This is a genomic window from Paenarthrobacter sp. R1 (assembly GCF_030264015.1).
GTDB lineage: Bacteria > Actinomycetota > Actinomycetes > Actinomycetales > Micrococcaceae > Arthrobacter > Arthrobacter ureafaciens.
The window spans coordinates 4,184,028-4,204,911 of record NZ_CP127115.1 but is presented as its reverse complement, the minus strand read 5'-3'; the positions used below and the strand labels follow the sequence as shown (position 1 = coordinate 4,204,911).

General features: G+C 64.7%; 15 protein-coding genes. 5 read left to right on the top strand and 10 right to left on the bottom strand.

All coding sequences use genetic code 11. The annotated features are described in order from the left end of the window. Positions 1-51 precede the first annotated feature (51 nt). Positions 52-2,571 carry a DNA gyrase/topoisomerase IV subunit A gene (locus QN084_RS19985; RefSeq protein ID WP_062096176.1) on the top strand — a complete coding sequence of 840 codons (2,520 nt, stop codon included), beginning with the start codon at positions 52-54 and terminating at the stop codon, positions 2,569-2,571. A gap of 59 nt (positions 2,572-2,630) precedes the next feature. On the opposite strand, the gene QN084_RS19980 is transcribed toward QN084_RS19985, so the two are convergent. Continuing rightward, the gene (locus tag QN084_RS19980) at positions 2,631-3,014 is read right to left on the bottom strand and encodes a VOC family protein (protein ID WP_021473116.1); all 384 of its coding nucleotides are present in this window, start codon (positions 3,012-3,014) and stop codon (positions 2,631-2,633) included. Positions 3,015-3,142: 128 nt separating this feature from the next. Here QN084_RS19980 and QN084_RS19975 point away from each other — a divergent pair, with 128 nt between their 5' ends. Beyond that, positions 3,143-3,661: a DinB family protein gene (locus QN084_RS19975; protein WP_021473117.1), complete on the top strand. Its 519-nt coding sequence runs from the start codon at positions 3,143-3,145 to the stop codon at positions 3,659-3,661. Between the two features lie 4 nt (positions 3,662-3,665). On the opposite strand, the gene QN084_RS19970 is transcribed toward QN084_RS19975, so the two are convergent. From QN084_RS19970 to QN084_RS19955, 4 genes are read right to left on the bottom strand one after another with little or no spacing between them, the layout of a single operon-like run. Beyond that, complete coding sequence (locus QN084_RS19970) at positions 3,666-4,706, bottom strand: GNAT family N-acetyltransferase (protein WP_069695718.1); 1,041 nt, start codon at positions 4,704-4,706, stop codon at positions 3,666-3,668. A gap of 9 nt (positions 4,707-4,715) precedes the next feature. Then, complete coding sequence (gene cydD, locus QN084_RS19965) at positions 4,716-8,153, bottom strand: thiol reductant ABC exporter subunit CydD (RefSeq protein WP_069695719.1); 3,438 nt, start codon at positions 8,151-8,153, stop codon at positions 4,716-4,718. Positions 8,154-8,160: 7 nt separating this feature from the next. Beyond that, positions 8,161-9,237 carry a cytochrome d ubiquinol oxidase subunit II gene (gene cydB, locus QN084_RS19960; RefSeq protein ID WP_021473120.1) on the bottom strand — a complete coding sequence of 359 codons (1,077 nt, stop codon included), beginning with the start codon at positions 9,235-9,237 and terminating at the stop codon, positions 8,161-8,163. A 15-nt stretch (positions 9,238-9,252) separates the two neighbouring features. Further along, positions 9,253-10,857, bottom strand: coding sequence for a cytochrome ubiquinol oxidase subunit I (locus QN084_RS19955; protein ID WP_062096171.1), 1,605 nt, complete (start codon positions 10,855-10,857; stop codon positions 9,253-9,255). A gap of 274 nt (positions 10,858-11,131) precedes the next feature. Between QN084_RS19955 and QN084_RS19950 the strand changes: the two genes are divergently transcribed. Together QN084_RS19950 and QN084_RS19945 are read left to right on the top strand one after the other, a co-directional pair. Continuing rightward, positions 11,132-11,512 (top strand): BlaI/MecI/CopY family transcriptional regulator, encoded by a 381-nt coding sequence (locus QN084_RS19950; protein WP_069695720.1) that lies wholly within the window; start codon positions 11,132-11,134, stop codon positions 11,510-11,512. Between the two features lie 11 nt (positions 11,513-11,523). After that, entirely contained in the window at positions 11,524-12,522 is a 999-nt protein-coding gene (locus tag QN084_RS19945) for a M56 family metallopeptidase (RefSeq protein ID WP_021473123.1), read from the top strand. Between the two features lie 18 nt (positions 12,523-12,540). Here the strand turns inward: QN084_RS19945 and QN084_RS19940 are convergent, their stop codons facing one another. Continuing rightward, positions 12,541-14,649 carry a DNA gyrase/topoisomerase IV subunit B gene (locus QN084_RS19940; protein ID WP_021473124.1) on the bottom strand — a complete coding sequence of 703 codons (2,109 nt, stop codon included), beginning with the start codon at positions 14,647-14,649 and terminating at the stop codon, positions 12,541-12,543. Between the two features lie 254 nt (positions 14,650-14,903). On the opposite strand from QN084_RS19940, the gene QN084_RS19935 reads away from it, so the two are divergent. After that, the gene (locus QN084_RS19935; RefSeq protein ID WP_021473125.1) at positions 14,904-15,125 is read left to right on the top strand and encodes a DUF7455 domain-containing protein; all 222 of its coding nucleotides are present in this window, start codon (positions 14,904-14,906) and stop codon (positions 15,123-15,125) included. A 370-nt stretch (positions 15,126-15,495) separates the two neighbouring features. Here the strand turns inward: QN084_RS19935 and QN084_RS19930 are convergent, their stop codons facing one another. The 4 genes from QN084_RS19930 to QN084_RS19915 form a co-directional block, all read right to left on the bottom strand. After that, positions 15,496-16,806 (bottom strand): RNA polymerase sigma factor, encoded by a 1,311-nt coding sequence (locus tag QN084_RS19930; RefSeq protein WP_021473126.1) that lies wholly within the window; start codon positions 16,804-16,806, stop codon positions 15,496-15,498. A gap of 267 nt (positions 16,807-17,073) precedes the next feature. Continuing rightward, entirely contained in the window at positions 17,074-18,393 is a 1,320-nt protein-coding gene (locus QN084_RS19925) for a DUF4192 domain-containing protein (RefSeq protein WP_069695721.1), read from the bottom strand. A gap of 84 nt (positions 18,394-18,477) precedes the next feature. Next, positions 18,478-19,824 carry an MFS transporter gene (locus tag QN084_RS19920; RefSeq protein ID WP_069695722.1) on the bottom strand — a complete coding sequence of 449 codons (1,347 nt, stop codon included), beginning with the start codon at positions 19,822-19,824 and terminating at the stop codon, positions 18,478-18,480. Between the two features lie 36 nt (positions 19,825-19,860). Continuing rightward, positions 19,861-20,799: a proteasome assembly chaperone family protein gene (locus tag QN084_RS19915; protein WP_021473129.1), complete on the bottom strand. Its 939-nt coding sequence runs from the start codon at positions 20,797-20,799 to the stop codon at positions 19,861-19,863. Positions 20,800-20,884 lie beyond the last annotated feature (85 nt).

Sequence of the window (20,884 nt, the reverse complement as noted above, 5' to 3'; positions counted from 1 at the left end):
CTTAGCCTAGCTAAAACATCCGCAGTACACGTTTAAGGATCCACCTGCCCCATGGCCCGCAGCCAAACTTCCGCACGCAAAGGCGAGCCGCTCGGCGATTTCACCGAGACGATCGTCGACATTGACGTCACTTCCGAGATGGAGGGCTCCTTCCTGGAGTACGCCTACTCGGTCATCTACTCGCGGGCCCTTCCCGACGCCCGCGACGGACTCAAGCCCGTACAGCGGCGCATCCTCTACATGATGGCCGACATGGGCCTCCGCCCCGACCGCGGCCACGTCAAGAGCGCACGCGTGGTGGGTGAAGTCATGGGCAAGCTGCACCCGCACGGCGACGCGGCCATCTACGACGCCATGGTGCGCATGGCGCAGGACTTCTCGCTCCGGCTCCCCCTGATCGACGGCCACGGCAACTTTGGCTCGCTCGACGACGGCCCGGCGGCTCCCCGCTACACGGAAGCCCGGCTCGCGGCTGCGGCCCTGACCATGACCGACCACCTCGACGAGAACGTGGTGGATTTCGTTCCCAACTACGACAACCAGCTGACGCAGCCGGAAGTTCTTCCGGCGGCCTTCCCCAACCTGCTGGTGAACGGCACCACGGGCATTGCGGTGGGCATGGCCACCAACATGGCCCCGCACAACCTGGTGGAAGTGATCGCGGCTGCCCGCCACCTGATTGCCAATCCCGATGCCACCCTCGATGACATCATGCGGTTCATTCCCGGCCCGGACCTTCCCACAGGCGGCCGCATTGTTGGCCTGGACGGCATCCGTGATGCGTACGCCACCGGCCGCGGTTCCTTCAAGACGCGGGCCAAGGTGGAAGTGGAGCAACTCACGGCCCGCCGCACGGGCCTGGTGGTGACGGAGCTCCCCTACATGGTGGGCCCGGAGAAGGTGATCGAGCGGATCAAGGATGCCGTCAATGCCAAGAAGCTGACCGGCATCAGTGACGTGGTGGACCTGACCGACCGTAACCACGGGCTCCGCCTGGTCATCGAGTTGAAGAACGGCTTCAACCCCAACGCCGTGCTGCAACAGCTCTACCGCTACTCGCCCATGGAAGACTCGTTCGGCATCAACAACGTCACCCTCGTGGATGGACAGCCCCAGACGCTGGGGTTGGTGCAGCTCCTCCAGGTCTACGTGGACCATCGACTGGACGTCGTGCGGCGCCGGACCAGTTTCCGGCTCGGCAAGAAAAAGGACCGCCTCCACTTGGTGGAGGGCTTGCTCATTGCGATCGTGGACATCGACGAAGTCATCCAGGTCATCCGTTCTTCGGACGAAGCCGCGGCCGCGCGGGACCGTTTGATGTCCATTTACGACCTCACGGAAATCCAAGCCAACTACATCCTTGAACTGCGCCTGCGGCAGCTGACCAAGTACTCACGGATCGAGCTCGAAAAGGAACAGGAGGAGCTGCGCCGGGAAATCGAGGCACTGGAAGCCATTCTTGGTTCAGACCAGCTCTTGCGTGAGCTCGTCTCGGGAGAGCTGGCCGACGTTGCCGAGAAGTACGGGACACCCCGCAGGACTGTGCTCCTGGAATCCGAGGCGGTCTCCCCTACGGTCGCGGCGTCGATGGCTGCGCCCGGCCCCAAGGGCAAGGCAGCAGCACTGCCCCTGGAGATTCCGGATGATCCCTGCTGGGCGCTGCTCAGTGTCTCCGGACAGATCGCCCGGACCTCCAACCAGGAACCCCTGGCCGAGGCTGGTCCGCGCACCAAGCACGATGTGTTCCGCTCAGTGGTCAAGACCACCGCCCGCGGTGAAATCGGTGCCGTCACGTCCCTTGGCCGCATGCTGCGCCTCCAGGTAATGGACATGCCCGTCCTGCCGCCTGTCAACGGGCTGCCCAACCTCGCCGGGGGCGTACCGGCCAAGGAATTCATTACCCTGCTCAAGGGCGAGACGCTCGTGGCGTTCGTCCCGCTGGATGCGGTCCTGGCCATCGGCACGGTGCAAGGCGTGGTCAAGCGCGTCCAGCCCGATTACCCGTTGAACCGGGAAGACTGGGACATCATTTCCCTCAAGGACAAAGATGCCGTCCTCGCCGTCGAGCCCGCGCCGGAGGACGACACCGACCTCGTCTTCATCACCAAGCAGGCCCAGCTCCTGCGCTTCAGTGCCGCCAACGTCCGGCCGCAGGGCAGGACTGCCGGTGGCATGGCAGGCATCAAGCTTGCCGCCGGGGACGAGGTCATCCACTTCGGCGCGGTCCGCGCCGGCGATCCTGCCGCCGTCGTGGTGACCATTGCCGGCACCAACGGCGCCCTGCCGGGAACCGCGCCGGGGACCGCCAAGGTGACGGCTTTTGAGGAATACCCGGTGAAGGGCCGGGCCACTGGTGGCGTCCGCGCGCACCGGTTCCTCAAGGGCGAGGACACCCTGCTGCTTGCGTGGGCCGGGCATGGTCCGGCGAAGGCTTCCTCGGCGGCAGGCGTAGCCAGGGCCTTGCCGGTGGAGCACGGACGCCGGGACGGTTCGGGAGTTCCGCTGTCCCAGCCGGTGGAAGCAATCGGGCCGAGCATGGCCGGGGCTGAATCAGGGGACGCCGCCCACTAGGGCCCGAAGGATGCATGACTGTGGGGCCGGCACATCGCCGGCCCCACAGTCATTTCCGGCTAGCCGGTTTGGTTGATGCTAAGGATGTTCCCCTCGCTGTCCAGGAACCAGGCCGCGGCGCTGCCGTCGGGCATGGTGGCTATGCCGTTTTCCGTTTTCAATCCCGGGAAATCGTAGTCTTCGAAGACCACTCCTTTATCACGCAACTCGGCCACTGTGGCCGCCACGTCGCTGACCATCCAGCCTATTTGCGTGTTCTTGGCCGTTCCGGCGTTCGGTGTTTGATAAACAAGGAAGCCGGTTCCGCCGCCGCACGTGTACTGAAGGTTGTCCTCCGCCTCCGGGTTGTCGGGGTCAAGACCGAGTTTCTCGCTGTAGAACGCGCGGGCCCGGTTCAGATCCTGTGCCGGGAGAACGGCAGCAACTTGTTGATCCTTGAGCATGGTTTTCTCTTTCCGGCTCTCCCCCCGGAACGAACTCTACTCCTGCGGCCACACGAAGCAATCGGCATTGGGCTTGAAATTTTCCGCACTGAAACACCCGGGGCGGGGAAGCCGCATAGACTGTCCGCATGCCGATCATTCCGGATGAAAAAGACTGGACCTGGGTAACGTCAAAGCCCTGCCCCGAGTGCGGCTTCGATCCCTCCACGGTCACCCCTGCCACCGTCCCGGGGAGCGTCCTGAACATGCTCCCCCGCTGGCGTGCCGTCCTCCGGCGCGGCGACGCCATGGTCCGTCCCGACGATCACACCTGGTCCCCGGTGGAATACGCCTGCCATGTGCGGGACGTTTTCAGCCTCTTCAGCCATCGCCTTGACCTCATGCTCACCCAGGACGGCGCGGCGTTCGACAATTGGGACCAGGATCAAGCGGCCCTCGACGGCGACTACGCCTCAGCCGACCCCGCGCAGGTTTCGGATGAACTCGTTTCGGAAGGGGAACAGGCGGCGGAGGCATTCGCCCGGGTCACCCAGGACGAATGGCAACGAACCGGAACCCGGAGCAACGGTTCCGTGTTCACGGTGCTGACGTTCTCCCAATACTTCCTGCACGACGTCGTCCATCACCTTCACGACGTGGACGGCTAGGAACCTACAACTGCTTTTCCCACGTCATGCTGCGGTTCACCGGGGCATAGCCCATCCCTGTGTACAAGGCGAGCGCGCCCGTCGGATTGGCGGAGTCGACGTCCAGGGAGGCTACGTCCATTCCCGCCTCGGTGAAGCGGCGCATGGCTTCGGCCAGCAGAGCCTGGGCCAGTCCCTTGCCACGGTAGGCCCGCCGCACGCCCAGGAGTTCCGTGTACCCCTCCTTGAAGCCGCGGTCCTTTGCGGCGTCGGGGTCGTAACTGGCCAACTGGTAGGCTGCCACCTCGCCCGTGGCGGCGTCCAGGATCACTCCGCTCCAGTCATGCCGTGCCGTGGGCTCGTGCATGGTGAAATGCCACGACTCCTTGTCCCGTGGCTGACTCCCCCAGTGGTCCTGGAATGCCTCGTTGTGGGCCAGGCGGACGGACTCAAAGAGGGCCGGTTCCAGTACCTTGAACTCGAAGCCCGGGGGCACGGGGACGTCGGGCAGGGGGTGCGACAGGGGTCTGTGCATCTCATTGAACCAGCGGACGGTGCCGTATCCCAGGCTCTCCAGGAGCCGCGCCTGATGGCTGTGCTGTTCCTCAGTCCGGATCCGCAGCCGGGGGCGGCCAGTGGCGTGCCCGGCAGCCTTGTCCCGGTCAAAGCGTTTCCGCGTTTGCGCCTCCTGCCAGGCGATCACGGCCGTGCCAATTCCGCGGCGCTGCCACTCCGGGTCAACGCAGCCCATACCGGCTGCCTTGTCACCTTCCGGGTTTTTGGTGATGCGGCCATATGCCCTTGCCACGCCCTCGGTGTCGAGGCCGATCAAGGTATGGATCCTGGCCTCGTTGGTGGTGGACTCCAGGATGTGGACCAGGTCGCCGGGCTTTTCGAACCAGGAGGGATGCTCGACGGCGGCCGTCCGGGCGATGAGCGCGGCCCACGTCTCCAGATGCGCGGCGGAAGCAGGCTCCCAGCGCAGCCCGGTCGCGGCGGGGTCCGGAAAGGCATCGGCGGCAAGCTGTTGGTTGGGGACGGTCTGGGGCAAGGTCTCCTCGGGCATGGAAACAGGCTACTGACCAGTCGGGTGTCCCACCAGTTCCGCCGCGCTTTCACTGACGGTCTGCCGATCCGGCAGGTCAAGGCGGGCGTCGGCCGGATCGATGTCGGCCGGGTTATGGGTCACCAGAACCACGGTGATGTCCTTCAAACCCCGGCGCAGGGCAGTCATCATGGTTTCCGCGGACCCGGCGTCCAGGTGGGCCGTCGGCTCATCGAGCAGGAGGATCCTGGCACCGGTCAGGAGTGTCCGGGCCATGGCGAGCCGCTGCCGTTCGCCGCCGCTGAGGAACACGCCACCTGGCCCGATCCGCGTATCGAGTTTCCCGGGAAGGGTCTCCACGAGCGCATCCAGGCCAACATCCGCCAGCGCCCTGTACATTTCCGCTTCGCCGGGTTTGTTGGCGGCGGGCCTGCCGAGCATGAGGTTGCCGCGGATGGTGGAGTCGAAGAGATGTGCCTCTTGGGGGCACCATGCGACGGTCCCGGACAACCGGACAGTGCCTTCCGTGACAGGGAGGAAGCCGAGGAGCACGGACAGGAGCGTGGATTTGCCCGAACCCGACGGTCCGGTGACCGCAAGCCACCGTCCGGGCCTGGCCTCGGCCGAGACGTTGGAGAAGACCGTGGGCCCGTCGGGCCAACGGGCGGCAATGCCGTCCAACAGGAGTCCGGCGTGAGGAAGCAGGGCGGGCGCGACCGCGCTGCCGTCGTCGTGCGCTTTCCCTACTACTGGGCGCGGTTCCGTACCGGCCTCCGGCTCCTTGTCGAGTCCTCCCGCGGCGTCGAGTGCCCCCGCGGCACTGACCCGTTGAAGGACGGCTGCAAGTGCCGGGGCCTGCCGGACAGCCGTCACCACCCCGGTGTAGGGCTCAACAAGCGCCAACTGCATCAGGACGATCACTGCCACAAGTTCGGGCGGGACTGTTGTTCCGGCGGCAAGGGTGCCGGTCCACAGCGCGGCAAGGGAGCATCCAAGGACGGTGACCGCCTGCCCCAGCCCCTCGGCCCAAGCGGATCGCTGCGCTGCTGTGGTGGCGGCCCGGTCCTTGTCGCGGAGAACCTTGAGCAGCGGTCCGGCTACCCGGTTGGCCGTCAGGTCGGCACGGGCGTCAAGGGCGGCGGCCACGCCACCAAGCACTTGTGACCGCAGCCTCTGCTCGGCTTTTGCGGCGTTCCTGTCAGCCAGAAGGGACAGGGCCGGGGCTGCCAACAGGCCGCAGAGCACGGCAAGGATGGTGGCCGGCAGCGCACCCGGAAGCACTATGGAGGTTGCAATGACGGCGGCCGCGCCGACTCCGATTGCGGTCAGTGGCGGGAGGACCACGCGGGGCAGAAGGTCCCGCAGCGTGTCGACGTCGTCGACGACGGCGCCCAGGACGTTGCCTCCCTGCAGCAGGCGGCGGAGGGCAAGTGCCCGGCGGGACAGCGTTCCCCAGAGAGAACCCCGCAGGGTCGTCATGGCTGCGAAGATTGCGTCGTGGGTCAGCAATCGTTCGCAATAGCGAAGGACGGCCCTGCCGATGCCGAAGAACCGCACTCCCACAATGGCGCCCAGCAGGTAGAGGATGGGGGGCTGTTGGCTGGCCCGGATGATCAACCAACCGGAGAGGCCGGAGAGAGCCACGGCGAAGAGCGCGGCGAGGACCCCCACCGCGGCCGCAACGGTGAACTTCCAGCCGACCGGCTTCAGGACGGCTGCGAGCGCTGTGGTTGCGGCGAAGCGTCCTGAACCACCCGCGCCGAGAGCCGGGCGGGCGGGGGCGTCGTCGATCGCTGGGCGCGGAAACTCTGCCGGGGCAACCGGCAGGCCACCGGCGGGTGCGGCGGCGCCGATGTTCTCCGTCCCACGCTCACCGCCGGTTTGCCCGGACGGCCCCAGATGCACCGTGGTGTCTGCAAGTGCCTTGGTTGCTGCGTCGTGGGCAACAAGGATCACAGTCGCTGACCCGCGCAAGGACTCTATGGTGGTGCGCACCACCGAAGCGGTCAGGGGGTCAAGGTGGGCCGTTGGCTCGTCCAGCAGCAGGATGGAAGCGCCGGACCGGAGCCGGGCCAGTCCGCGCGCCAGCGCGACGCGCCGCAACTCACCGGGGCTGAGTTCGGCGGGATGCTTGGCCGCCAGGTGGCCGGCGGCCACTGCTTCGAGGATCCGGGCGACGGCGTCGTCATCGTCGCTCGCGCCCAGGTACAGTTCGATTTCCTCCTGCACGGAATCGCAGGCGATCACCGGATGCTGTGGCACCAGGGCGACGTCGTCGGGACCTGCCCCGGCCACTGTGCCCTCCACGCTGGCTGTGGCCCCATCCCCCACCAGTCCCGCGAGCACGCCCAGCACGGTGCTCTTTCCAGCACCGCTGGGACCGTCCAGGGCGGTCACCATCCGTGCAGGGGCCGTGAAGGACAAGGGCCCGACGGCGGCAACGTTCCGTCCCGCGAAACGGACGGAGAGGTCTCTGACCACAACCTCACCGGGTGCCGCGCTGTGGGCGGGGGCATCGGAAATTCGTGTGGACCGGGGCGCGGACAGGACTTCGGTGGTCGTTTGCAACGCCTCACGGCCGTCGTCGCTGGCGTGGTGCGCTGTTCCCAGTTCCCGGAGGGGCAGGTAGCAGTCGGGGGCCAGGATCAGGGCAAGGAGGCCTGCTTCGAGGGCCATGTCCCCGCCCACCAGGCGTACGCCGATGAAGACGGCTACCACGGCAACGGAAATGGTTGCGATGAGTTCAAGGGCGAGCGCGGAGAGGAACGCCGTCCGCAGCGTCACCATGGTCCGGTTGCGGTACTGTTCGGAGATTTCTTCCAGTGCTGCGCGTTGCTCGCTTGCCCGGCCCAGGCCAACCAGGACCGGCAGTCCCTTGGCGAGTTCGAGGATGTGCCCGGACAATCTGCGGAGCGTGCTTTGGGCGTCCTTGACATGGTCCTCGGTGTGCCGGCCGATGAGGACCATGAACAGCGGAACCAGGGGGACGGTCAGGACGATGACCGCTGCGCTGACCCAGTCCGCGAAGAGGATCCTGGTGCCCACCAGCAGGGGTATGGCTGCGCAGTTCACCAAGGCGGGCAGGTACTGCGTGTAGTAGTTGTCCAAGGCGTCCAGTCCCCTGGTCGCCAGGATGGCCAGGCCGCCGTCGTTGAGGCTGCCCGTGGTGGACCCGCCGTCGGACAGTGCCCGATCGATCAGCTGCGCCCGCAGTTCCTCTTTGACTCCCAGCGCCGCCCGGCGCGAGGCGATACCTTGGCCCCACACGGCGAGCGACCGGAGCACCGTGCCCGCCGCCCCCAGAGCCAGGCCACTCCTCCAGTCGGCACCGCCGCCGGCGATGCCGGCCAGCATCCCGGCCACAGCCTGGGCCATGAGGACCAACGCGAGGGCTTTGAGGGCAGCAAGCAGTCCTATGCCATACAGGGCTGACCGGGTTGCCTGGCCGGAGGGAAAAGCGGGTTTCATTGGCTTCCTACGCCCCGCTCCGCGGGGACTCGGGTCCCTTGTCTCCGGCAAGCACCTTTGAGGCGATGGCCGGAAGGAAACCGTGGGCTTCAGGGATGTGGGCGGCACTGACCCTGCGGCGGAAGACCCAATAGGTCCACGCCTGGTAGGCGATCACCAGCGGCAGTCCGAAGGCCGCAACGATGCTCATCAGCCCCAGGGTGTAGTCCGAGGACGAAGCGTTGGAAATGGTCAGATCGAAGGCAGGGTCGATCGTGGACGGGATGACCACCGGGAAGGCTGCCCCGAAGATCGACGCCGTGGCGCAGAGAACGAACGCACCTGTTGCCCCGAACGCCATGCCCTCCGAGCCGGCTTTCGCCGCACGCCACGCGATTCCGACGGCGACCGCAGCCGCTGCGACGAGGACCCACGTCCACGGCTTCCCGCTGAGGAACTGCACAGCCACCATCCAGCCCAGCATGGGCAGGACCGCGAAGGGAAGCAACCGCACAAACCAGCTGCGGGCACGGTGCCGCACATCGCCGTCGGTCTTCAACGCCAGGAACGCCAGGGCGTGGACGAGCGCAAAAGCGACTACCCCGAATCCGCCCAGCAGGGCGTGCCAGCTGAACCAGGACAGCGGTCCGCCGCTCCTGTCGCCGTTGGCATCGATCGGCAGGCCGGTGGTGGTCAACGCCAGGGCGGCGCCGATGCCGAAGGCTGCAACGAAGGATCCTATGGCTATTGCCCAGTCCCAGCTATTGCGCCACTTCTCCGTATCCACCTTCCCGCGGTATTCGAAGGCCACGGCGCGGAAGATCAACGCCACCAGCACCAGGAGGAGCGGTACATAGAGCGTGGAGAACAGAGAGGCGTACCAGAGGGGGAAGGCCGCGAACGTAGCGCCCGCCGCCGTGAGCAGCCAGACCTCGTTCCCGTCCCAGACCGGCCCGATCGTGTTGAGCAGGACGCGGCGATCGGTGTTGTTGCGGGCGAAGAGCTTCATGAGCATGCCGACGCCAAGGTCGAATCCCTCGAGGAAGAGGTATCCGGTCCACAGGACCGCGATGGCCACGAACCAGATGGTGGGCAACAGTTCCATGTCAGGTCTCCCGTTCTAGTAGGCGAATGCCAGGACGTCGTCGGACGTGTCCGGACCGGAGCCGCCGTCGCCCTTGCCGGAGTCCGGATCGTTGTCCTTTGTCTTTGCGGCGTGCGTGAGCTCCGGCATGGCGGAGGCGACGCCGCCCCGGACGTACTTGACGAGCAGCTTGACCTCGACCACCAGCAGGACGGCGTAGATGGCAGTCAGGACCACCAGGGACGTCATCAGTTCGCCGGCTGTGACACCGGGTGAGACGGCCGCTGCGGTGAACATGAATACCTGGTCGATCCCGTTCATGTCCGGGTTGGGCGCCACGACGAAGGGTTGGCGTCCCATCTCGGTGAAGATCCATCCGGCGGCGTTCGCCCCGAAGGGTGCCAGGATCCCGAAGACCGCCAGGCGCATGAGCCACTTGGATTCGGGCACCACGCCCTTGCGGGTCACCCACAGGGCAAGGAGGGCAGCCAGTGCGGCAATACCGCCAAAGCCGATCATCATGCGGAAGCCCCAGTAGGTCACTTCCATGACCGGTACGTACTGGATTTCCTGGCCGGCCCGCTCGCCGTAGAGGGGGTTGTCCGGGAGGTGCGTTCCGTACTTCTCCTTGTACTCGCCAAGGAGGCTGTTGACGCCTTTGACTTCGGTGGTGAAATCGCCCTTGGCCAGGAAGGACAGGATGCCTGGAACTTCAATGACGGCAACAATGTCATCGCAGTTGCTGGCACCAAGGTTGCCGACGCTCAGCACCGAAAAACCGGTTCCGTCGTGGCAGGCAGCCTCCGCGGCCGCCATCTTCATGGGCTGCTGCTCAAACATCAGTTTTCCCTGCAGGTCACCGGTGATCGCGGTTCCCGCGAAGGACACCATGGCCACCACGGCGCCGATGCGGAGCGAACGCATCCATACCGTGTAGTCGGTCTTGTCGCGGCCGGCGATGGCGGCCTCTCCGGGAACCATGGTGCCGTCCGCGCGGACGACGTCGATGCCGTCGTGGCGGCGGCGCCAGAGGTGGTACCAGGCAATGCCCAGCAGGAACGCGCCGGCTACGCCTAGTGCGCCGAAGAGCGTGTGCGGGACCGCTACCAGCGCGGTGTTGTTGGTGAAGACGGCCCACGCGTCGGTCATGACGGGACGCCCGTCCACCATTTCCACGCCCACCGGGTGCTGCATCCACGAGTTGGCCACGATGATGAAGTAGGCCGAGAACACTGAACCGATCACCGCGATCCACAAGCAGGCCAGGTGTACGCCACGCTTGAGCTGCTTCCATCCGAAGATCCACAGGCCCAGGAAGGTGGATTCGACGAAGAAGGCAAGCAGGGCCTCGAGGGCCAACGGTGCGCCGAATACGTCTCCGACGAACCTGCTGTACTCGCTCCACGCCATGCCGAACTGGAATTCCTGAACGATTCCTGTGGCTACGCCCATGATGAAGTTGATCAGGAACAGCTTGCCCCAGAATTTGGTCATCCGGAGGTACTCCGGCTTGCCCGTGCGGTACCAGAGTGTCTGAATGATGGCCACCACCAGGCCGAGACCGATGGTGAGGGGCACCATCATGAAGTGGTAGACGGTGGTGATTCCGAATTGCCAGCGTGCAATTTCCAAAGCTTCCATGGCTGTCCTTCATACGGCGGCCCTTCGAGGGCCTGCATAGTTCTACATCTCGTAGAAAACTAACTTCTACAAAGTGTAGAACAACTGTGGGCGCGTCAGTCCAATTGTTCAAGTGGCGTTAGACACCCGCAAGGGGCCGGGTCGGCACCGTGGCACGCCGATAGTTCTACTTCGCGTAGAATGAAAGACTGAAAAGCGGTAAATTTATCGTGGAATGTTGGATCATCGCTCCCCGTCGAAAGATGAGCGGGGCGCGGAAGGTAGGGACGTACACATGGCGAGTCTTGGGGAACTGGAACGGGCAGTAATGGACCTGCTCTGGGCGGGCCAAGAGGCGGCTACCGCGAACACACTGCGTGATTTGCTTGCCACGGACTCCGAAGCCGGCGACGGTTCGGCAGGCCACCAAGGCAAGGACCTGGCGGTCACCACCGTGCTGACCGTTCTCTCCCGCCTGGAAAAGAAGGGCCTCGTGGAGCGCGAACGCGGCACCCGCCCGCACCGCTACCAGGCCGTGTCCAGCCGTGCCGACCACACCGCGGAGTTGATGCACGAGGTTCTCGGTTCGGCACCGGACCGCGAAGCCGTCCTCGCCCGCTTCATCGGTTCCGTCTCGGAAAGCGAAGCTGCTGCCCTGCGCAAGATGCTCGGCTAAACTTAGCCACTATGTTCTGGACCTCATACTTCCTGGCGGTCCTGGCATTGATACTGGCGTGGCCTGTGCCCGTCCTGCTGTCGCGGGCACACTGGCCGGCACGCTCGCCTTTCACGGCCATGGTGCTGTGGCAGGCCATCGCCCTCGCAGGTGGCCTGTCCATGATCGGCGCAATGCTGGTCTACGGCCTGGAACCCATCGGCAACAACCTCTTGGCCGGGCTCAAAAGCCTTGCGGGGATGGTCCTGAACGACGAGCCCACCACTGCGCTGGGATTTTGGCACCTGTTCGCTTTGTCCGCAGCTGCGCTGCTTACTGCCCATTTGGTCTTCACCCTGTTGCTGACCTATTACAAGATCGAACGGCAGCGCCGGCGCCACCGGGAACTCCTGGCGCTCCTTGCCTCACCGTCGTCCGACGGATCAGCGACCATGGTCATCAACCACGACTCCCCCGTCGCGTACTGCCTTCCCGGCGGAGCCCGCTCGGTCACGGTACTTTCCGACGGGCTGATGGCGGCCTTGGAACCGGACGAACTCCGGGCCGTGGTCATTCACGAGAAGGCCCATCTTTCCCAGCGCCATGACCTGTTGCTGTGGGCGTTCGCCGCCTGGCGCCAGGCGCTTCCTTGGTTCCCCACCACCAAGCTCGCCCAAACAGCAGTGAACTCCCTGATCGAGATGCTCGCCGACGACGTCGCCCTGAGGACCGAAAGCAAAAGCACCCTCATCAAGGCCATCGCCATCGTCTCCAGCGGCTCAACCGCTCCGGCTCCAGGGTCCGCCCTCAATGCCTCCGCACTCCACACCGGAAGTGCCATCCTCGAGGGCGGCCGGGTCAGTGCCACCGGTGGAGCGGACTCGCCACGCACGACGGCGTCACGCGTCAGCCGCCTCCTCTCACCGGAGCCTCCCCTCAGCAAAGCACTGCGAAGCCTCGTCCTGGTGGCGTCCGCGCTTCTCCTGGCCGTCCCGACAGCCCTGCTGATCGTCCCCGGACTACTCGGCTAGCTCCGCCGACCCGGCTCCCTACGCGTCGATCCGCTCGCGGTCCAGCGTGGCAGCACCGGCGATGATGAACTCCTTGCGCGGCGCCACGTCCGATCCCATCAGGAGGTCGAACACTTCCTCGGCCCGCTGGGCGCTTTCGATCCCCACTTTGCGGAGGGTACGGTGCCTCGGATCCATGGTGGTCTCAGCCAACTGCTGGGCATCCATCTCACCGAGGCCCTTGTAACGCTGGATGGGCTCTTTGTAGCGTTTCCCTTCCTTGGCGAGCTTGGACAACAGCACATGGAGCTCCGCCTCGGAGTAGGTATAGATCATCTCGTTGGCCTTCTGGCCGGGGTTGATGACCTCAACGCGGTGAAGCGGCGGAACCGCGGCGAAGACCCTGCCGGCTTCAACCATCGGCCTCATGTAGCGGAAGAAGAGCGTCAGCAGCAGGGTACGGATGTGGGCGCCGTCGACGTCAGCGTCGGTCATGAGGATCACCTTGCCGTAGCGGGCAGCGTCCAGGTCGAAGCTGCGCCCCGAGCCCGCGCCCACCACCTGGATCAAGGCAGCACACTCGGCGTTGGACAGCATGTCTCCCACGGAGGCTTTCTGGACGTTCAGGATCTTTCCGCGGATCGGCAACAGGGCCTGGAAATCGGAGGAGCGTGCCAGCTTCGCGGTGCCCAGCGCGGAGTCGCCTTCCACGATGAAGAGTTCGGAACGGGCAACATCGTCGGTCCTGCAATCGGCGAGCTTGGTGGGCATCGACGACGTCTCCAGCGCATTCTTTCGCCGCTGCGTCTCCTTGTGGACGCGGGCCGAAATGCGCGACTTCATCTCGCTGACGATCTTTTCCAGCAGCAAAGCAGACTGCGCCTTGTCATTGCGGTTGGCCGAGCCGAGCTTCGCGGAGATTTCCTTCTCGACCACCTTGGCGACGATCGCGCGGACTGCCGAGGTGCCCAGGATTTCCTTGGTCTGGCCCTCGAATTGGGGCTCGGCCAACCTCACCGTCAGCACGGCAGTCAGTCCGGCAAGGACATCGTCCTTTTCGATCTTGTCATTGCCTGCCTTGAGCTTCCTTGCGTTCGCTTCCACGGTCTTGCGGAAGGTTTTCAGCAGGGCAGCCTCGAATCCGGCCTGGTGCGTCCCGCCCTTGGGCGTTGCGATGATGTTGACGAAGCTGCGGACAGTGGTCTCGTAGCCGATCCCCCAGCGCAGGGCGATGTCCACCTCGCAATCGCGCTCGACTTCGGCGATCTTGCTGTGGCCGTTCTCGTCCAGGACCGGAACGGTTTCCTTGAACTTGCCGGATCCGTGCAAACGCCAGACGTCCGTTACCCCGGAGTCCGAGGCGAGGAATTCAACGAACTCGGAGATACCGCCGTCGTGGTGGAAGACCTCCTCGTGCACGCCGTTCTCACCGGGTGTTCCTGCCAGCTTGCGTTCATCCCGGACGGTAATCCGCAGGCCCGGCACCAGGAAGGAGGTCTGCCGCGCCCGCGCCACGAGGTCGTCGTAGGAGAACTTCGCGTCCGGAGTGAAGATCTGGCGGTCCGCCCAATAACGCACGCGGGTTCCGGTCACCCCTCGTTTGGCCTTGCCGACGACATCAAGGACGGATCCTTCGACAAACGGTTCGAACGGCGAGTCGGGACCGGCCTTGCTGCCGGAGTCCTGGAAGCGTCCCGGCTCACCGCGCCTGAAGGACATCTGGTACGTCTTGCTGCCGCGGTCCACTTGCACGTCGAGGCGGCTCGAGAGTGCGTTGACAACGGAAGCGCCTACGCCATGGAGGCCGCCCGAGGCCGTGTAGGAACCGCCGCCGAACTTACCGCCGGCGTGCAGTTTGGTAAACACGACCTCGACGCCGGTCAGGCCCGTCTTCGGTTCAACGTCCACCGGAATGCCGCGGCCGTCGTCGTGGATCTCCACGGAGTTGTCCGCGTGCAGGATCACCTTGATGTCGTGGCCAAACCCGGCCAGTGCCTCATCCACCGCGTTGTCGATGATTTCCCAGAGGCAGTGCATGAGTCCCCGGGAGTCAGTGGAACCGATGTACATACCCGGACGCTTGCGGACCGCTTCCAGCCCTTCCAGGACGGAAAGATGCCGGGCGTTGTATTCAGAACTCGGTGCCACTCGCGGTGTGCTCCTTCGGGGTATAGCTCAGGGTGTTTCCAGCAGCTGTAAGCCAACGTGGTCAAGGCAAACACTGCCCATACTAGGTTAGTCGCGCGCGGCTGCCGGACCCGCCCGCCACACCCGAACGGGCGTCGAGGGCAAAGTTACGTTACGCACATGTGATACGCGGACAGCGAAAGTGACCCATCCTTGCCATGGTTCTGCCTCGAATGCTGGTTATATGGATGTACAGAACTACTAAGGAGGCCGACATGACAACAGCAGTTGCAGACCGCACGCTAAACGCAGCTGACCGATGCGATCGTTGCGGGGCTCAAGCATATGTCCGCGTTGTACTCGAGTCCTCCGGCGGTGAGCTGCTTTTCTGCGGCCACCACGCCCGCGCAGTCGAGGCCACGCTCCGGCCCCTGACCTCCGACTGGCATGACGAGACCGAGCGCCTCAACGAGAAGGCACCTGTTCCGGTCGACTGAGGGCACCACGCCTTGGTTGCGCAGATGAGTTGAGCAGATGAAAGAGCAAGGCCCCTCCCGGCGGGAGGGGCCTTGCTTCGTTAAGCACTCCCCGGTTCTTGGGCTCGGGGCCGGCACCGCACCCCTACGCGCCAACCGCACCCACTCCACGTCGACACCGCACCCCTACCCGCCAACCGCACCCACTCCACGTCGACACCGCACCCCTACCCGCCAACCGCACCCACTCCACGTCGACACCGCACCCCTACGCGCCGACCGCACCCGTAGCCGGGGCGCCTGGGGCGGGTAGTGATGCGATGAGGCAGTGCCTGGAACGACATCAGCCCGGCAGGAAATTCCTGCCGGGCTGATCACCGTGCATACGGACTTAGTCCAGGTAGTCCCTGAGGACCTGCGAGCGGGAGGGGTGCCGCAGCTTGGACATCGTCTTGGATTCGATCTGGCGGATGCGTTCGCGCGTCACTCCGTAGACCTTGCCGATTTCGTCTAAAGTCTTCGGCTGGCCATCAGTGAGCCCGAATCGCATGGCGACCACGCCTGCTTCACGCTCGGAGAGCGTGTCAAGGACGGAGTGGAGCTGTTCCTGCAAGAGGGTGAAGCTCACGGCATCCGCGGGTACCACGGCTTCGGAGTCCTCAATGAGGTCACCGAACTCGGAGTCTCCATCCTCGCCCAACGGGGTGTGGAGGGAGATTGGCTCGCGACCGTACTTCTGGACTTCCACAACCTTCTCGGGAGTCATGTCCAGTTCGAGGGCGAGCTCTTCCGGCGTGGGTTCGCGGCCGAGGTCCTGCAACATCTGACGCTGGACACGTGCGAGCTTGTTGATGACTTCGACCATGTGCACCGGAATACGGATGGTACGGGCTTGGTCGGCCATGGCACGGGTAATGGCCTGGCGGATCCACCACGTGGCGTACGTGGAGAACTTGAAGCCCTTGGTGTAGTCGAACTTCTCGACTGCACGGATGAGGCCAAGGTTGCCTTCCTGGATGAGGTCCAGGAACAGCATGCCACGGCCCGTGTAGCGCTTGGCCAAGGAGACCACAAGGCGGAGGTTTGCCTCCAGCAGGTGGTTCTTGGCCCTCTTGCCATCGTGGATGATGAACTCAAGTTCGCGCTTGAGCTTGGGGTCCATGGAACCGTCGTCGGCAGCGATCTTTTCTTCGGCAAACAAGCCGGCTTCGATCCGCAGGGCGAGATCGACTTCCTGCTCGGCGTTGAGGAGCGCTACCTTGCCGATCTGCTTGAGGTAGTCCTTGACGGGGTCCGCAGTGGCACCGGCTGACATGACCTGCTGGACGGGGGCGTCGTCATCATCGGCGTCGGAGTAGACAAATCCGGAGCCTGAGGGCGCAGGCTTGTCCTTGGAAGAGGCGACCTCTTCCACGTCGTCGTCGCCGACTTCCACTTCTTCAGCAGCCGAGGGGTCGAATTCCTCGTCCTCAACCGACTCTTCGGCGTCCTCTTCGGTATCCGGGGACTTGCCGGCAGCCTCGGCCGCGGCCTTGCCACCGGGCTTGGGCCCGCGCTTCTTGGGGGCCGGCTTGCCGGAGTCACCCTCTGAAGCTTTGCTGGCAGCGCGTGTCGCCGCACGCTTGGCCGGTGCCGCCTTCTTTTCCTCAGCGGACAGTTCGGCCTGGGCGGCGGGTTCCTTCTCGACGGAAGACGGGGTCACAGAAAACCTTTCTAGCGGCGGTCTGTGGAATCACCATGTGGGCAACACCACTATGACCCTGTCAAGTCCGCGATTAATTTCAAACGCAATCGCCGCCTGCAGAGTCTCTAGGTACAACTGCCGGCGCCGCCGTATTGTTCCCTGATTAAGGGGGCAATACGGGCATTCAAACGCGGACCCAACCGGGTCTCGGCATCCATTGTCTCACGGATTTGCGAATCGTACGCCTTTGTGGAGAGCGAAAGCGTCAGCCACCGTACGGAGCGACTAGTTGCGCGAGGCTTTGTAGGTGCCCCATGCCGACTCAGGCCGCCGCGCCCAGCCGCAGATGGTGCCTTGCCCCAATACATCGTCCAGCAAGTCAGCCAATCGATAGCCCGGATGCGCCGCAGCGGCACGGAGCAGGCTGGCATGGGCCAACGACCCGTTTCCTTTGGCCCACGCGACCCATCCCTGGAGCGTGAGTGCCGCCGCGGCGAGGCCACCCTCCTCATCGTCGTAAGAAAGGGCGGACAGGATCCTTCCCAAGGAGTCCAGCAGGCGCCAGTCGGGTATTTCAGGTTCCTCGCCGAGCAGGACTCCGCCGTAAGAAGGCACCCCGGGCATCCCGTCCAACAAGGTATCTCCGGTCTCCTCGGGACTGCGGCCGTTTGAAGCGGCGCCCGCAGCGGCCGCCGGTGGCATGGCAAGCCCCAGGGCCAGGGGGTCGAAAGGAAGCGAGCTGGAGTTATCACCGGAGAAGAGATCGAAGGCACGTCCACCGGCCTTCGCGGAGGCCACGTCCGCGGCTGCCATGACAATAACGGCGTCCCGCCAGGCAGGAACGGCGAGTGTCGCCCGGAGGAACCCCATCAGTTCAGATCCGGCCGGTCCCCCGAAAACGGCCCCGGCAATGTCCGATGGACCCAGCCCATCAGCCCGGGGACATCTTTCAAGGACCTGGGCCCAAGCATCGAGTACGGCATCAAAACAGCACTCACTGCGCCCTGACTCCAACAGCTGGTCCTCGAATCGTTGCTCAGCTTCAAGGACATCAACGGCGGGCCTGCCGGGGAGGGCTAGTTTGGGCGGATCCACGGTGCTGTCCGGGGCGGCGCCCACTGTGCTTCCCCGGTACACCATCTCAGCGCTGATCCTGCTGTTGTGGATGCGCTCCAAAGGGAGACCGGGAACCGGGCAGCAAGAGAGATCGGTGCAGAATGCACTGCGCCAATAGTCGTCACCGATCAGCCAGGCGTCACGGACGGTCAAGTCCACCGGGGCCAGGGCCTCTTGCAGGATCCCCAGCAAGGGCATGGTCCAGTCCAGGACTGAACCGTCATCCCAACCTGCTGCCGAGTACAGCGCCAGCAGGACGCCGTCGGCGCGTTCGTCCGCCAGCAGCTGGTTCCGCACGTACGCGGCAAAATCGGCCTGGGCGTGGGGGTTGTCCGCCGGCGGCAAGTCGACCCGCAGCGTTGCTCCCAGGGCCTTTCCCTGCATCGTGATTGCCACCAGGCTCTCCCGGGGCCAATAGCCCAGCAGGTGCGGGATATAGCCCAGGACGTCTTCGGGTTGATGAATGCTGAGTGTTTGCTTGATGGTCATGACTCAAGCTTGGTGTTGACCTGAAACGCCGGACAGTGGCTGTTGTGGCTATGTGGAAAACGCCGGACTGCCAGGTGCGTGCGGCTAGGTGCGCTCCTGGCGTGCAGCGCGCCTGCGCTCCATGCGTTCCCGGCGTTGCTTGGCCAGGGTGACCAACAGCGGTGGCACATGCACTCCCTGGGCCGCCATCTGCGCCCGCACCTTGCGTCGCGTGGTGAGGATCATCAGCGTGCCAAATCCGAGCAGCACGAACTGCACACTGAGGGCTATCCGGAACGGTGCCAAACCATACAGGTTGCCTCCGGAGAATCCGGAGCCATTCAAGAGGTCCAGCACCAGGCCGATCAGATAGATGGCTACGAGTGCCGCGATGAAGCCACCAACGTTGACGATGCCGGTTGCCGTCCCGATCCGGTGCGAAGGGTTGAACGTCCGGGCGAAATCAAAACCGATCATGGAACCCGGACCGCCGACCGCCAGCACCACGACGAGCACCACCAGCAACCACAGCGGCGCCCGGTCCGGCAGCGACAATACGGCGGCCCACACGATTGCGGTGGCAAGGACGATCAGCAGCACCATCGCCGAACGCCGCATCGGGTGCCTGGAGACAAAGCGTCCTACGCCGGGACCGGACACGATCGCCGTGGCAACAAACAGCGCCATGAGCCCCGACACTGTTGCCCCGTCCAGGCCTTGGGCGGACAGAAGGAACGGATAACCCCACGTCATGGCAAAGAGGTTGCCGCTGAATTGGACGGTGAAGTGGCTCCAGAGGCCCAGCCGCGTCCCCGGCTGCTTCCAGGCACGCGACAGGGAGATGCCGGTCGCTTTGAGCCCCTGCGCCGCGTTCTGCGGGGAATGTCCCGGCGGGACATCACGCAGGAGGGCAAGGACCAGGACGACGGCGAGGACGGACAGGCCCGCCAGGGACAGGAACGCCGGGGTCCAACCCGCGGATTGCAGCATCAACGCGAACGGGACGACGCTGAAGAGTTGGCCCAACTGGCCGCACATCCCCGTCAGTTGGGTCACCAGGGGCACCCGGGCGGGAGCGAACCACAACGGTACAAGCCGGATGACGGAGATGAAGGTCATGGCGTCACCGGCGCCAACCAGCACCCTGCCCAGCACTCCCCCGGGGACACTGTCCGCGAAAGCCAACTGTAACTGGCCCAACCCCATCAACACGGCCCCGCCTGCCACCATGACGCGTGAGCCGAAACGGTCCACCAGCACACCAACGGGTATCTGCAGTCCTGCGTAGACCAGCAGCTGGAGGACCGTGAAGAAGGAAACAGCTGCGGCACTGGCGTGGAACCGCTCAGTGGCCTCAAGGCCCGCGACCCCGAAAGATGTCCGCTGCGCCACGGCCACCAAGTAGGCGAAAACGCCGATCGTCCAAATGAGCCAGGCGCGTGGAGAGTTCACCCTTTAAGTATGCCCGCCACAGGCATCAAAGCAGATTTATTGAGGCGCATCCTTGCGTGCGAGGTAGGCCTCCACGGCTGCTCCGAGGTCCTCGGCATTAGGCAGCTCGTCATTCTCGTCGGCCAGCAACGAGCGGCGGACCATGCCTTCGGACTTTTCGTCGTAGCGGGCTTCGAGGTTGGAGACTACCGCCTGCACTTCCTGGGAAGCTTCTATTTGTTCGGCGATCTGACGGACCACTTCCCGCCCGGACTCGCGCAGCCGGTCGGTGGGGAGCATGAGCGAGGCAGCAGCCCCAAGGTATTCGAGCCCTGCCACCGCGGCCTGCGGATATTCGGCCTCGGAAAGGTAATGCGGAACGTGAATGACGTAGCCGGCAACATTGCGTCCGGCCTCTATGAGCCGGAGCTCCAGGATGTGCCCGATCGCGGCAGGCACTTCCACTGTAGGTTTCCAGCTCGAGATGCCGTCGATGAGTTCGGGCCTGTTTCCGTGGACGGTAACTCCTACCGGCCGCGTATGCGGTACCGGCATGGGAATGGAATGGATCCACGTGACCAGGTTGACGTCCAGTTTCTCGACGATTCCGACGACGGCACGCGAGAAACGTTCCCACTGCAGGTCCGGCTCAAAACCGGCGAGCAGGAGGAAAGGCTGGCCCAGCCCGTCCTTAAGCTTGTACAGCCCAAGCTGCGGGGGCTGGTAGTCCTGCAGGTGGTCCTCAACGAAGCTGATGTGCGGGCGGCGCGAACGGTAGTCAATGAGCTGGTCGGCGTCGAACATTGCCACCACCTCGGCGTCGAGCTGGTCCAGCAACTCCGCGTTGATCTGCCGCACTACTTGTCCGGCGTCGGCGAAACCGGTGAATCCCATCACCAGGTTCAAGCCCCGCAGTTCGGGGCTGTGGAAGATCTCGATGTTGCTGGCATAGAGCGCCTCGGGGTCCAGGAGGGAGCCGGATATCCGTTCAAACACGGCATGTTCCTTTCGCTGTGGCAAAGTTTCACGGGGCCGGCCGTGAGGGGAGACCCCAAGGCGGCCGAAGACCATTCCCCATGGT